This is a genomic window from Neorhizobium sp. DAR64860/K0K1, assembly GCF_050500205.1.
Taxonomy (GTDB): Bacteria; Pseudomonadota; Alphaproteobacteria; order Rhizobiales; family Rhizobiaceae; genus Neorhizobium; species Neorhizobium soli.
In genome coordinates this window covers 52,423-66,327 of sequence record NZ_CP191459.1, presented here as the reverse complement: position 1 = coordinate 66,327, position 13,905 = coordinate 52,423, and the positions used below count along the sequence as shown (strand labels likewise).

Below are 13,905 nucleotides of genomic sequence, written 5' to 3'. Positions count from 1 at the left end.
ACGCCGTGAGTTCATGCTCATGAAAGCCGAATACTTGGAAATCCGTCGTCAATTCGAGAAAACATGGGTTGAGTGCCGAAAAGGTATCGGAGATCCGTCGAAGACTGAAGAATACGGTCAGCAAACAAAAGATTTGCGACCAGGAGGTGAGACACACAAGCAGGATTGACGCGCACGTAAGCGTATCATCAAATTCAAAACACGGCCTAGCCTGGCAGTTAGCCGGCTCAAGGTCATTGGGAGACCGATATGAAATACAAGCTCGCCCTTGCCACAGCCCTGCTGTCGGCAACAATTTTCGCAGGCGCTGCGAACGCCAAGACCTTCGTGTATTGCTCCGAAGGTTCGCCAGAAGGCTTCGACCCCGGCATGTACACCGCCGGCACGACGTTCGACGCTTCGGCCCACCCGATCTACAACCGCCTGCTCGAATTCAAGCCTGGCACGACGCAGCCGGAAGCCGGTCTTGCCGAGAGCTGGGACATTTCGTCCGACGGCACCGTCTACACATTCAAGCTGCGCCCGAACGTGAAGTTCCAGACCACGGAATTCTTCACCCCGACGCGCGCGCTGAATGCCGATGACGTGATCTTCTCCATTGGTCGTCAGATCGACGAGAAGAACGCCTGGAACAAGTACATCAACGGCGCTTCTTGGGAATATGCCGACGGCATGGGCTTCCCGAAGCTTATCAAGTCGATCGAAAAGGTCGATGACCTGACCGTGAAGATGACGCTGAACCGTCCGGAAGCACCTTTCCTCGCCAACCTGGCCATGCCTTTCGCTTCGATCCTGTCGAAGGAATACGCAGACAGCCTCGACAAGGACGGCAAGAAGGAACAGCTGAACCAGAACCCGGTTGGCACTGGTCCGTTCACCTTCGTCGCCTACCAGCAGGATGCCATCATCCGCTTCAAGAAGAACGCCGATTACTGGGGCACCGCGCCGAAGATCGACGACCTCGTCTTCGCGATCACCAGCGACGCTGCCGTTCGTTACCAGAAGCTCAAGGCCGGCGAATGCCACCTGATGCCTTTCCCGAACGCCGCTGACGTCCAGTCGATGAAGTCGGACCCGAACCTTCAGGTTCTGGAGCAGGAAGGCCTCAACATCGCCTACCTCGCCTACAACACGACCCAGGCTCCGTTCGACAAGCCGGAAGTGCGCATCGCGCTCAACAAGGCGATCAACAAGAACGCGATCGTCGACGCCGTCTTCCAGGGCATGGCAACGCCTGCAACCAACCCGATCCCGCCGACGATGTGGTCCTACAACAACTCCGTCAAGGACGACACATACGATCTCGAAGCCGCCAAGAAGATGCTGGCCGATGCTGGCGTCAAGGACCTCTCCATGAAGGTCTGGGCGATGCCGGTTTCGCGTCCCTACATGCTGAACGCGCGCCGCGCCGCTGAAATCATCCAGGACGATTTCGCCAAGATCGGCGTCAAGGTCGAGATCGTTTCCTACGAATGGGCAGAATACCTGCAGCGTTCGAAGGCAAAGGACCGCGACGGTGCTGCCATGCTCGGCTGGACCGGCGACAACGGTGACCCGGACAACTTCCTCGACACCCTGCTTGGTTGTGACGCCGTCGGCGGCAACAACCGCGCTCAGTGGTGCAACAAGGAGTTCGACGAACTGGTGAAGAAGGCCAAGGTCACGTCCGACATGGCCGAGCGCACCAAGCTTTATGAGCAGGCGCAGGTCGTCTTCAAGAAGGAAGCACCTTGGGCAACCCTCGATCACTCGCTTGCTATCGTCCCGATGGCAAAGGGTGTGACCGGCTTTACCCAGAGCCCGCTTGGCGACTTTACGTTCGAGACCGTCGATATCGCTGAGTAATCCAGCCTAATCACAACTTTTTGCCGCGGGGAGCGTTGCGTTTCCCGCGGCATTTTCTTATGAGACGCCCAAAAATGCGGCGCGACGCCGAAATGGCTCGGTTCGTGGCTTGACACGGTCTGAAATCGACCGGAGCCCCTTCCACAAAGGCTTACAATGTTTGGTTTGCTACTGCGGCGCCTCGCCGTGCTGATCCCGACCTTCCTCGGGGTCTCGATCATCGCCTTTTCCTTCATCCGGCTCCTGCCGGGCGATCCGGTCATGCTGTTGTCCGGCGAGCGCGTCATGTCGCCCGAGCGGCATGCGCAGATCAGCGCCCAGCTTGGCATGGACCGCCCGATGGTCATCCAGTATTTCGATTATCTCGGCGGCGTGCTGACGGGTGACTTCGGCTCCTCGATCGTCTCCAAGAAGCCGATCCTCGACCAGTTCTGGGCGCTGTTTCCAGCGACCGTCGAGCTGTCCATCTGCGCAATGATCATCGCCGTTGCGCTCGGCATTCCCGCCGGCGTCATCGCCGCCATGAAGCGGGGTTCGATCTTTGACCAGGGTCTGATGGGCATCGCGCTGGTCGGCTATTCGATGCCGATCTTCTGGTGGGGCCTGCTTCTGATCATTCTGTTTTCCGGCACGTTGCAGTGGTTCCCGGTTTCGGGTCGCATCTCGCTTATGTTCTACTTCCCGCAGGTCACCGGCTTCATGCTGATCGACTCGCTGCTGTCCGGGCAAAAGGGTGCCTTCTCCTCGGCCATCAGCCATCTGGCGCTGCCGTCGATCGTGCTTGCCACCATCCCGCTTGCCGTCATCGCCCGCCAGACCCGCTCGGCCATGCTGGAAGTGCTGTCCGAAGACTACGTGCGCACAGCCCGCGCCAAGGGCCTGTCGCCGTTCCGCGTCGTCGGCGTGCATGCCCTGCGCAACGCGATGATCCCGGTCATCACCACCATCGGTTTGCAGATCGGCGTCATGCTTGCGGGCGCGATCCTGACCGAGACGATCTTCTCCTGGCCGGGCATCGGCAAGTGGATGGTCGATAGCGTCTTCCGTCGCGACTACCCGGTCATCCAGGGTGGCCTGCTTCTGATCGCGGCGATCATCATGACGGTCAACCTCATCGTCGACCTCATGTACGGCCTCATCAATCCCCGTATCCGCCACTGATCCGCCGAGATAAGAAGGAGAAAAATCCCATGGCAGATGCAATAACCGCCAAGACGCCAGAGATCGTCACGACCGGGCAGATGCGCCGCCAGATGCTCAAGGAGTTCTGGTTCTACTTTTCCGAAAACCGCGGTGCCGTCATCGGCCTGTTCGTTTTCATCGCTCTCGTGGTCGTAGCCGTCCTCGCTCCGGTGATTGCCCCGCATTCACCGTTCGAACAGTATCGTGACGCCGTGCTGCGGCCGCCGGTATGGGCCGAAGGCGGCAGCTGGAGCTTTCTTCTCGGAACAGACCCCGTCGGTCGCGACATTCTTTCGCGCCTCATCTACGGCGCGCAGTATTCGCTGTTCATCGGCCTGTTCGTGACGACGCTGTCGCTGCTCGGCGGCATTCTCGTCGGCCTGATCGCAGGCTACTATCGCGGCTGGATCGATACGGTGATCATGCGCCTGATGGACATCATCCTGGCGTTTCCGTCGTTGCTTCTGGCGCTCGTTCTGGTCGCAATCCTCGGGCCCAGCCTCACCAACGGCATGATCGCCATCGCGCTCACCCTGCAGCCGCATTTCGTGCGACTGACCCGCGCCGCCGTCATGGAAGAGAAGACGAAGGATTACGTCACCGCTGCCCGCATCGCCGGCGCCGGTCCGATCCGTCTGATGTTCCGCACCATCCTGCCGAACTGCACCGGACCGCTCATCGTCCAGGCGACTTTGTCCTTCTCGAACGCGATCCTCGATGCAGCAGCACTCGGCTTCCTCGGCATGGGCGCACAGCCGCCGGCGCCCGAATGGGGCACGATGCTGGCCGAAGCACGCGAGTTCATCCTGCGCGCCTGGTGGGTCGTCACCTTCCCCGGCCTTGCAATTCTCATCACCGTTCTTGCCATCAACCTGATGGGCGACGGCCTGCGCGATGCGCTTGACCCGAAACTGAAGAGGTCCTGATCATGGCGCTTCTGCAAATCGACAATCTCACCGTTGAGTTCGAAACCGCGACCGGCTGGTTCCGGGCCGTCGACGGCGTCTCGATCACGGTCGAAAAGGGCGAAGTGCTCGCCATCGTCGGCGAAAGCGGCTCCGGCAAGTCCGTTTCGATGCTGGCCGTCATGGGGCTTCTGCCGTGGACGGCGAAGATCACCGCCGACCGCATGCTGTTTGAAGGCAAGGACTTCCAGAAACTGAGCCCTGCCGATCGTCGCAAGCTGATCGGCAAGGATATCGCGATGATCTTCCAGGAGCCGGTGGCAAGCCTCAACCCTTGCTTCACGGTCGGCTTCCAGATCGAGGAAGTGCTGCGCATCCACCTCGGCCTCGACAGACAAGCCCGCCGCGCCCGCGCCATCGAACTGTTCAAGCTGGTCGGCTTGCCGGACCCCGCGGAACGGCTGAACAGCTTTCCGCACCAGATGTCTGGCGGCCAGTGTCAGCGCGTGATGATCGCCATCGCGATTGCCTGCGACCCGAAGCTGTTGATCGCCGACGAACCGACGACAGCACTCGACGTCACCATCCAGAAGCAGATCCTCGACTTGATCATGGACCTGCAGACCCGCACTGGCATGGGCCTGATCATGATCACCCACGACATGGGCGTCGTCGCCGAAACCGCCGACCGGGTCGTGGTGCAGTACAAGGGCCGCAAGATGGAGGAAGCCGACGTGCTTTCGCTGTTTGAAAACCCGCAGAGCAACTATACCAAGGCGCTTCTCGCAGCCCTGCCGGAAAACGCGACGGGCGACCGACTGACCACCGTCTCCGCCTTTTTCGACGGCAATCCGGACCAGCCTTCGGGAGTGAATGCATGACCGATATGACCAACACCGACATCATGCTGGAAGTGCGCGACATCAAGCGCGACTACGAACTGCCGGCAGGCTTCATGAAGCCGAAAAAGACCGTCCATGCGGTCAAGGGCGTCTCCTTCAAGCTGGAACGCGGCAAGACGCTGGCAATCGTCGGCGAAAGCGGCTGCGGCAAGTCCACGCTTGCCCGCATGATCACCTTCATCGACGAACCGACGGCCGGCGAACTGATCATCGACGGCCAGAAGATGGATACGCGTCCGGGCCACCTGACATCAGAAATGCGCCAGAAGGTGCAGATCGTGTTCCAGAACCCCTATGGTTCGCTCAACCCGCGCCAGAAGATCGGCGACGTTCTGGGCGAACCGCTGGCGATCAACACGTCGATGCCGGCATCCGAGCGGCGCGACCGCGCAACCGAGATGCTGATCAAGGTCGGCCTCGGTCCGGAACATTACAACCGCTATCCGCACATGTTCTCCGGCGGCCAGCGCCAGCGCATAGCGATCGCCCGTGCGCTGATGATGAACCCGAAGCTTCTCGTGCTCGACGAACCCGTCTCGGCGCTCGATCTTTCGGTTCAGGCACAGGTTCTTAACCTGCTGGCCGACCTGCAGGACGAGTTCAACCTCACCTACGTCTTCATCAGCCACGACCTTTCCGTCGTGCGCTACATCGCCGACGAGGTGATGGTGATGTATTTCGGCGAGGCGGTCGAATACGGAACGCGCGAAGAAGTGTTCTCGGCGCCGAAGCACGAATACACCCAGACCCTGTTCAAGGCGACGCCGCGCGCCGATGTCGAATCGATCCGCGCTCGTATTGCTAAGAAGAAGGCTGCCTCGGCCGCTTGAACGCCTAAGATGCACTGATAATGCCGGCAGCTGTCGGCATTAGCACGGAATTGAGCTTGAAGTTGACGCAGAGAGAAATCTCTCGCATCAGAAGTCATGCAAGAAGAAACCTCTGCCAGTTCGCCGGAAAGCGGCGAGCGTCATTGTGGCAGGGTGGGAGTAGCGGCATGGCATTGTTGAACTTGTTCAGAGGCAGGCAGCAGGACAAAGCGCCGGAGCCCGCCTCGCTCAAGTCCCTGGTCGAGGGATACTCGATCGAGGTGATGCCGCGCACCGCGGCCAAGATCGACGACTTCACGACGCTGCTGCCCGCAAACACTCGGGTCTATATCGCCCATATCGACGGCACACCAATCGACGATATGGTGAAGACGGCCAAACGGCTGCGTGAAGATGGCTTCGAGGTCATGCCGCACATTCCGGCCCGCAGCATCGAGAGCCGCGCCATGCTCGACGACTGGGTAAGCAGATATCACACCGAGGCAGGTGTGGACCAGGCGCTCGTCCTCGGCGGCGGTCTGTCGCGTCCTGCTGGCGCTCTCAACAGTTCGCTGCAGCTGATCGAGACCGGCATCTTCGACCGTCACGGCTTCAAGCGCCTGCATGTCGCCGGCCATCCCGAAGGCAACAGGGATATCGACCTCGACGGCACGACCAAGCTTGTCGACGAAGCCTTGAAGTTCAAGCAGATCTATTCCGAAAGCACCGATGCGAAGCTCGCGATCGTCACCCAGTTCGCCTTCGATTCGCGGCCGGTGATCCTGTGGGCGGAGCGGATCGCTGCAGCCGGCGTCCGCATGCCGATCCATCTCGGCGTCGCGGGACCGACCAAGCTTCAGACGCTGATCAAATTCGCCCTCACCTGCGGTGTCGGCCCGTCGATCAGCGTCATCCAGAAGCGGGCCATGGACATCTCCAAACTCCTGGTACCCTACGAGCCGACCGAATTCCTGACTGAAATCGCCGACTACAAGGCCCGCAACCCGCAAAGCTTGATCGAGCAGATCCACGTCTTCCCGCTGGGTGGTATCAGAGCCAGCGCGGAATGGATGAACGAGCGTCAACCTGCGCTGGCTGAAATCCGCGCGATATAGTCTTTTGCCGAGCGCGCGACGATCGCCTGGCCGTTGCCGCGGATATCCTGTTTGGCGAAGGCTCCGTAGATCCGCTCGAACGGCCAGGCCGCCAGCCGTTCCGCGACATCCGCCACCTCAGCTGCGCTGAGCGGCATCATGTTGGGATAGCTCCACATGAACGAAACCCGGTCGGCCCCCGGCGTCACCTGCACAATGTCACCGGCCAAGAGCACGCCTGTTCCATCCGGCGCTGTCCAGTGCATCACAGTTCCGCCAGCGAAATGACCGCCGGCATGTACAAGCGTCGCGGAAGAAGACAGGACGAGCGCATCCTCGTCCCACAGGCGGACGTGATCGGACGGACGCTGGATCCACTGGCTGTCCAGAGCGTGGATATAGATCGGGCAATCGAAGGCCTCGGCCCAATCTTGCATGGTTGAGTAATAGTGCGGATGGGAGATCGCGATGGCGCTCAACCCGCCCAGCGATTTGACCAGCGTCTTCGTCGCGTCGTCGAGGAGCGCGATACAATCCCAGAGAATGTTTCCGGACGGTGTCTGCACCAGAAGCGCCCGCTGGCCGATAGCAAACGCGGGAACGGTACGGATGGAAAGGAGGCCAGGCTCGAGTTCGAGCCAGCTATTGGCATGCCCCTGCGCAAGCTTTTCAGCGGAAACCCACGCCTGGCCGGAAGCCGGGACATATTGCCGGTCGTCGAGGCAGATCGGGCAAGATGCGGGTGGTTCGGCACGATCGGGATAGGATGTGCTACAGGCATTGCAAAGAAAAACCGTCATGAGCCCCCCGCTCCGGATAACCGCGATCAATCGGTTATAGACGAGAACGGACTTCCCGATAGAGGCTGGGAGCCACATTCCGGTAAAGCGGCAAGAGCAGCCGGCCTCATTCACGCTTTCCCAACGCGGCCGCGATACGCTGTAGCGATGTTGCGGTTGCCGGGAGGCTGTGATGACGGAAGCAAAGCCTGTGCGGCTCTTGAACCTCGATCTGCTCCGGCTGGTCTCGGCCCTGCTCGTCCTGTTCTTCCACTACGGTTTTCGCATGCGGATCACCGGAGAAGGCGCCGGGATCGGCTTTCCGGAGCTCGCGCCGATAGCCAAGTGGTTCGATATCGGCCTGCTGATCTTCTTTGCCATCTCCGGCTACGTCATCATGATGTCGGCAGAAGGTCGATCGGCCTTTGATTTTGCCGCTGGACGGTTTGCAAGGCTCTGGCCGACATTCGTCGTCTGCGCCACCATCACCGCCGTCGTCCTGTCGATCTGGCCGGTCCCGGCGCTCAGTGCCCCGACGGTGCGGCAATGGCTGGCCCATCTCGTGATCCTGTCGCGCGTATTCGGCCAACCCTTCCTCGACGGAGCATACTGGACGATCGCCTACGAGATCATCTTCTACGGCTGGATCTTCGTCGCTCTCGCAACAGGCCTGTTGAAGTCGCACTGGCGTCTCATCGTCACGGTCTGGCTTGCCATTTCGGTGCTGAACGAGACAGCGCTGCAAAGCGTCGTGCTGCAGAAACTGCTGATCACCCAGTATTCAGGCTATTTTGCCTTCGGATTGGCGCTGTTTCGGACGCGACTGGAAAACTCCCGGGCAAGCTTTGCAGTGCTCAGCCTCGCAGCCGGCTGGGCCATTGCTGCACCGTTCATAACGGAGCCGGAATTCATTTCCCTGTACGGTTTCGGGAGAAATACCGCGGGCCTGGCCGCGATGGGGCCGCTGGCGCTTGCGGCCGTGACGATCGCGATCTACGCGCCGACACTGCCGATCAAGAGAGGGCTCGCGATCTCGCTTGGCGGGCTCACCTATCCGCTTTACCTGCTGCATCAGAATATCGGCTATGCCGCCTTTGCCAATTTCGGCACGTCGGACAATCGCTTCGCCATTCTGGCTTTGTTGATTGGGGGATTGTTGGCTGTCGCGATGATCATCGCAAGAACAGTTGAGCCTGCCGCGAGACAAGCGATCATTGGGCTTTCAAAGCCCGTTCAGGCCAGCCTGACGCGACTGCGCGCCCGCTTTGCCTGAGGGACCCCGCGGCGGAAAAACCGCCGCAGGGTCTTGTGCACTCAGCCGTTGATGTAAGGCATGACTTCCAGAACGCCGCGGTAGATCATCTCCAGCGAAACGTAGAGGATGACGACCAGACCGACATAAGCAATCCAGCGATGCTTGTTGAGCAGGCGGGCGATGAAGCTTGCCGCGATACCCATCAAGGCGATCGAAAGAATGAGGCCGAAGATCAGCACTTCGGGATGTTCGTGTGCGGCACCGGCAACGGCCAGAACGTTGTCGAGCGACATGGAAACGTCGGCGATGACGATCTGCCAGGCAGCCTGGGCGAAGGTCTTGCGTGGCGCACCGCTGACGGACGCGTTCTCGCCTTCCTCGACGGCCTTCGAGACGACATTTTCGGCATCGTCCTCATGGCTGTGCGGGGTGCGCAGCTCGCGCCACATCTTCCAGCAGACCCACAGAAGCAGGACACCACCGGCAAGAAGCAGGCCGACGATCTGCAGAAGCTGGGTCGTGGCAAGCGCAAAGCCGATACGCAGCACGGTGGCGGCAATGATACCGATCAGGATCGCCTTGGCGCGCTGGTCCTTGGGCAGGCCGGCAGCGGCCAGGCCGATGACGATTGCGTTGTCACCCGCCAGGACAAGGTCGATCATGATTACTTGCGCGAGGGCGGACAGTGCCTCCGGCGTAAAGAATTCCATCATTTGGTACCCGATCTTTCAATACGGAGCACCTATGTCGTGGAGAGGGGCGACGAATTACCGGCGGAACTACACCGCTATCCATTCGATTGCCGTCAAGGTCGACTGACGACCCCCACAAACACCAGGCACCTGAAGTTGAACAATCCAGTCCGACATCACAGTTCATTCGAACTGCCAGAGGGGCCCGGTCCTGGTGCGCTGAGATTTATCTTGGGAGCCGCAGAAATCAAGCCCCAACTCACGAACCAGCTCACGGGAGTGTGATTTCTTCGCGGGAAAACGGCTTCTACTTGGTCAGCCGCTTGTGGAGGCTCTCAAGAATGAGCTTTCCAAGCCCCTCGTAATCTTCATCGAAATGGTGTCCGCCTTCGATGCCGACCGTCTCGATACCCTGCGGTTTGAGCGTCGGGCACGGATCGTCGTCTTCGTCGGTACCATAAAGGCACTGCACGACATGCGGATCGATCTTGGCGATATCGGAAATGCTGTCGCCGTTCTTGCCCTCACCGGCAACACCAAGCCAACCGGTAACGGAGATCTCGAAATCGACCTCTTTCGACAGCGCCAGCAGCGACATCTGTTTCACCCTCGCTTTGGTCGCAGCCGGCAGAACGTTGAAGGTCGCCGGCAGGATGTCGGCTCCGAATGAATAGCCGATCAGCACCACGTTTTTCACGTTCCACTGGCGCCGGTACGTGTCGATGATCTTGACGAGATCATCCGCCGTTTCCTGCGGCGTGCGTTCCTTCCAGAAATACCGCAGCGAATCCACCCCGACCACAGGCACACCCTGGGCCTGCAGATAACCGCCGAGCTCGCTGTCGATATCACGCCATCCGCCATCGCCGGAATAGACAACCGCCATCGTGTCGAGTGTCGGTTTCGTGTCCAGGACCGTTACTGGCAGATCGAGTTGATCGCTATTGCCATCACCTTCAATCGCCGTGTCGAGGAGATCTGCGAGCGCTTCAGTTGCAGGCCCGGATACGTCCTTGAGCTCAAGATCCGGCCAACCGGCCTTGAGGCTGGTGGCGTGGTCCTTGCCGGCGGCATCGGCCGCATCGGTCAAGCCGATCGTCACGTCGGCCGGCAGCTTTCCATCGGTAAAGCCGTAGATCGTCCGGTCGGCGGCCTTTTCCTTGGTCGCGGGGGTGCAGAGAACCTTTTCGAGCGGAATGCCGGCCGTCGGATCGACTGCGATGGCTTTCGAGATTGTCGCAAACGGGCTTTGCGCGATCATGCCGAGCGCAAGCGCTGCGCCATCCCCGATGCCGGCAATGATCGGATGCCGGTAACTGGCATTGCCGATCCGGCGCTGCACCTGCTGCGACAGGTCTTCGATATCGGAGACCATGTAGATACAGTCGCCGTCATCCTTGGCAAGCGACGCGATGTAGGACGGGTAATCGATACCGACCACCGCCGCCCCCTGATCGACAAGCGCCTTGGCCTGGCTTTCTTCCTCGGCACCCCAGCCTGCGCCCTTCGAGATCAGGAAGACCATCGCCTTCAGATCCTTGTCGGCGGGCAGAGTGATATGCGGCGAGACGATCATGCCGGTCTTGTAGTCATCCGTCTGCGAACCGGTTTGCTCGGAAGCAGGCTGCTGAGCGGAGGCGAAACCGGCACCGGCCAGCAGAATGCCGACGGCGAGAATTCGGGACAGCATCATCATTTTCCGACCACTCCTCTCAAGCCCCCACCAATCAGCAGCGTCGCATCCACCATCGCGATGGCAGGACTGACGCTTGCCACCGCAAGATAGCGCGGTTCCCAGTGCGGGTGAAACTTGGTTTTGAATGCCTTCAGGCCTTTGAAATTGTAGAACCGCTCGCCGTGTTCGAAGATCACGCTACCGATCCGGTCCCAGACAGGGGCGGCTTCCCTCTGTGCCATGCCGGAAAGCGGCGCCATGCCGAGGTTGAAGGTCCGGTAGCCGGCGGCCTGCAGATATTCCATGCAGCGGACGAACAGGAAATCCATCGAGCCTCTCGGCGCATCCGGCGCAAACCGCATAAGGTCGACGGTTGCCTCCTGCTTCGTCTCCGTCAGCGACAGCGTTGCAAAGGCGACGATCTTTCCCTGCGTGCGCAGCACCGCCACCGGCTGGGATGCCACATAGGCATCCTGGAAGGCACCGAGCGAAAACGTCTTTTCGCGTGTCTCATGGGCTGCGAGCCAGGTATCGGACACGCGGCGCAGATCCTCGATCGAGCCCATCACATCCGCCTGCTCGATCACGTCGAATTCGAGCCCTTCGCGAAGACCCTTGTTGACGGCCTGGCGCAGACCGGCGAGACGACTTCCCTTGAGATCGAAGCGCTCCAGATCGACGATCGCCAGTTCTCCGAGCTTGACGGCTCGCATGCCGGCATCGGCGCAGTAAGGCAGAAGCGCCGGCGAAATCTGGTAGAAGACGGCCCGTCCGCCCTGGGCCCTCGCCTCTTCCACGAAGCTCCAGACCAGTTCGGGGATTTCCTCTGCCGGGCCGACCGGATCGAACAAGGCGATCCAGGAACGACCCTGAATGCCGTACATGATGAAAGCCTTGCCGTTTGCGGAAAACATCAACCGCTTGTCGGCCATGCGTACGACATTCGCGTCCGCGACGTCCTGCTGCCGAACGATCGAGACCGCCCGCTCCAGCTCCTCCGGCGTGGAGTGCGCCGTGCGGGTCGCAGCCGGGCGCAACAGGCTGGCAATCGCGATCGTGCCCGCAACGATCGCCACACCCAGGATCGCGCGAAGCCCACGCGGCGCTTCTGCCGAAAACTCGAACTGCCACCAGAGCTCGCGGCTGTAATCCACCTCGCGATAGACGAACAGAAGAACTGTTATCGCTGCCGCCACCAGCACCAGCATCGCCACGACCCATGCAGGCGTCAGCACCTGCCGGAGGAGTGACGCCGGACGGGTGAACTGCCGGGCGCTGAGCAACAGGCCGGCGAGCAGAATGACCAGAAAGATCGCTTCAAACACCGCGACCGCACGCACGAAGGCGAGCAGCAAAGCCAGCGCGGTACAAGCCGTTGCCGTCCACCACGCCCCGTCGAGCCTCTGGCTAACACCGCGGGCCGAAGCAAAAAGAACGATGCCGAGAATGCTGGACAGAAAATGCGCACCTTCGACGACCGGCAGCGGCAGATAGTTATAGAGGAAATCGAGATCCGAATCCGGCGTTGGCGTGACGCCCGAAAATACCAGCATGGCACCGGCGATCATCGCGAATGCGGCAAGCAGAAGCGGCGCCAGACGGAATTCCAGCTTGCGCAGCGTCGAGGCGACCGGATGGTTGGAAAGCTGCTGCACCTCCATGCCGATCACGAACAGCGTCGCGACCAGAAGCGGCAGCACGTGATAGATGACCCGGTAGAGAACAAGGCTGCCGAGAACCTGATCGATATCGACAGTGCTTCCGAGCGCCGCAACGATGATCGTCTCGAACACGCCCAGCCCCGCCGGAACGTGGCTGAGAACGCCGGCTCCGACAGCTGTGGCATAGATCGCCAGGAACGACGGCCAGCCGATATCCGTCTGCGGCAGAAGCACGTAAAGAACCGACGCTGAGGCTGCGATATCGAGCGCCGTGATCAGGAACTGCTGCGACGAGGTTTTCGTATCGGGAAGCCGCAGCTTCAGCCTGCCCAATGCCACTTCGCGGCCATTCCAGCCGGCAACGACAAGCGCTGAGAGCACCACGATGATCGCAACCGCAATGCCGCGCACCCAGCCCTCGCCGATGCCGAGCAGGCTGCCGATCCGAGGCGCCGTGACAAGCGATGCGATCGCAGTCACCCCAAGCAGGCCGATCCCGAAGGCGAGCGTGACAAAGGCGATCACGCGGCCGATGTCGTCGGGGCTGAGGCCCAGCCGCGAGTAACCGCGGAATCGGATCGCGCCGCCGCTCAAGGCACCGAAACCGGCTGTGTTGCCAACCGCATAGGCGCTGAACGCGGTCATCGCGACCGGCACCGGTGGCAGCTTCTTGCCGATATAGGAGAGTGCGTTGAGGTCGTATCCGGTCAGGGCAACAAAACTCAGCGCGGTGAAGAAGATCGCGAGAAGGATGGACGATGCCTTCGTGGCCGCAAGCGCTGCAAGCACGTCGTCATAACTGACTTCGGTCGTCAGATCGTAGATCGCAAACGTCGTGAAGCCGAAGACCACGAGGATGATGAAGGGAACGAGATAGCCGCGATAGTTTTCAAACGTCTCGCGGAGGCCCGTCTTCTGCTGATCTGTGGACATCAATGGTCATGCCGGTTGTTGAAGCATTGCCGGGGATTTCTCCCCGAACGAGCCGGGCAGCTAAGGCGACCCGATCGCGGCAATAATATGTCTGTGTTGCCGCCCTCATTACGTAGGCGCTCGCCTACTTTCAATAAGGGTTTAGCGCATCGGCGTCGCAATAAAAAAGGCGG

Annotated in this window: 11 protein-coding genes; 7 read left to right on the top strand and 4 right to left on the bottom strand. The window is 60.5% G+C overall.

Annotated features, from left to right (window positions below; translation table 11 throughout):
- Positions 1–249: 249 nt before the first annotated feature.
- From ACQY1J_RS04945 to ACQY1J_RS04920, 6 genes are all read left to right on the top strand, one after another.
- A complete protein-coding gene (locus tag ACQY1J_RS04945) occupies positions 250–1,845 on the top strand; it encodes an ABC transporter substrate-binding protein (RefSeq protein WP_062581538.1) in 1,596 nt (531 codons plus the stop codon).
- A 156-nt stretch (positions 1,846–2,001) separates the two neighbouring features.
- On the top strand, positions 2,002–3,006 hold the full coding sequence (locus ACQY1J_RS04940) for an ABC transporter permease subunit (RefSeq protein WP_062462141.1): 1,005 nt from the start codon (positions 2,002–2,004) through the stop codon (positions 3,004–3,006).
- Between the two features lie 29 nt (positions 3,007–3,035).
- Entirely contained in the window at positions 3,036–3,953 is a 918-nt protein-coding gene (locus ACQY1J_RS04935) for an ABC transporter permease subunit (RefSeq protein ID WP_062462138.1), read from the top strand.
- Between the two features lie 2 nt (positions 3,954–3,955).
- Positions 3,956–4,813, top strand: a complete 858-nt coding sequence (locus ACQY1J_RS04930) for an ABC transporter ATP-binding protein (RefSeq protein WP_082471963.1) — start codon at positions 3,956–3,958, stop codon at positions 4,811–4,813.
- Between the two features lie 5 nt (positions 4,814–4,818).
- Positions 4,819–5,664 carry a dipeptide ABC transporter ATP-binding protein gene (locus ACQY1J_RS04925; protein WP_062462611.1) on the top strand — a complete coding sequence of 282 codons (846 nt, stop codon included), beginning with the start codon at positions 4,819–4,821 and terminating at the stop codon, positions 5,662–5,664.
- A 167-nt stretch (positions 5,665–5,831) separates the two neighbouring features.
- Positions 5,832–6,758, top strand: coding sequence for a methylenetetrahydrofolate reductase (locus tag ACQY1J_RS04920; RefSeq protein WP_430250843.1), 927 nt, complete (start codon positions 5,832–5,834; stop codon positions 6,756–6,758).
- Here ACQY1J_RS04920 and ACQY1J_RS04915 read toward each other — a convergent pair.
- The gene (locus ACQY1J_RS04915; protein WP_062581532.1) at positions 6,725–7,537 is read right to left on the bottom strand and encodes a hypothetical protein; all 813 of its coding nucleotides are present in this window, start codon (positions 7,535–7,537) and stop codon (positions 6,725–6,727) included. The genes ACQY1J_RS04920 and ACQY1J_RS04915 overlap by 34 nt on opposite strands.
- A 172-nt stretch (positions 7,538–7,709) precedes the next feature.
- On the opposite strand from ACQY1J_RS04915, the gene ACQY1J_RS04910 reads away from it, so the two are divergent.
- Positions 7,710–8,789, top strand: a complete 1,080-nt coding sequence (locus ACQY1J_RS04910; RefSeq protein WP_430250842.1) for an acyltransferase family protein — start codon at positions 7,710–7,712, stop codon at positions 8,787–8,789.
- Between the two features lie 41 nt (positions 8,790–8,830).
- Here ACQY1J_RS04910 and ACQY1J_RS04905 read toward each other — a convergent pair whose 3' ends face one another.
- The 3 genes from ACQY1J_RS04905 to mprF all read right to left on the bottom strand — a co-directional run bounded on the left by ACQY1J_RS04905 (position 8,831) and on the right by mprF (position 13,732).
- Positions 8,831–9,484 carry a TerC family protein gene (locus ACQY1J_RS04905; protein ID WP_062462125.1) on the bottom strand — a complete coding sequence of 218 codons (654 nt, stop codon included), beginning with the start codon at positions 9,482–9,484 and terminating at the stop codon, positions 8,831–8,833.
- A gap of 286 nt (positions 9,485–9,770) precedes the next feature.
- Entirely contained in the window at positions 9,771–11,159 is a 1,389-nt protein-coding gene (locus ACQY1J_RS04900) for a virulence factor family protein (protein ID WP_430250841.1), read from the bottom strand.
- Complete coding sequence (gene mprF, locus ACQY1J_RS04895) at positions 11,156–13,732, bottom strand: bifunctional lysylphosphatidylglycerol flippase/synthetase MprF (protein WP_192085610.1); 2,577 nt, start codon at positions 13,730–13,732, stop codon at positions 11,156–11,158. The genes ACQY1J_RS04900 and mprF overlap by 4 nt, the downstream gene beginning before the upstream one ends.
- Between the last annotated feature and the right edge of the window lie 173 nt (positions 13,733–13,905).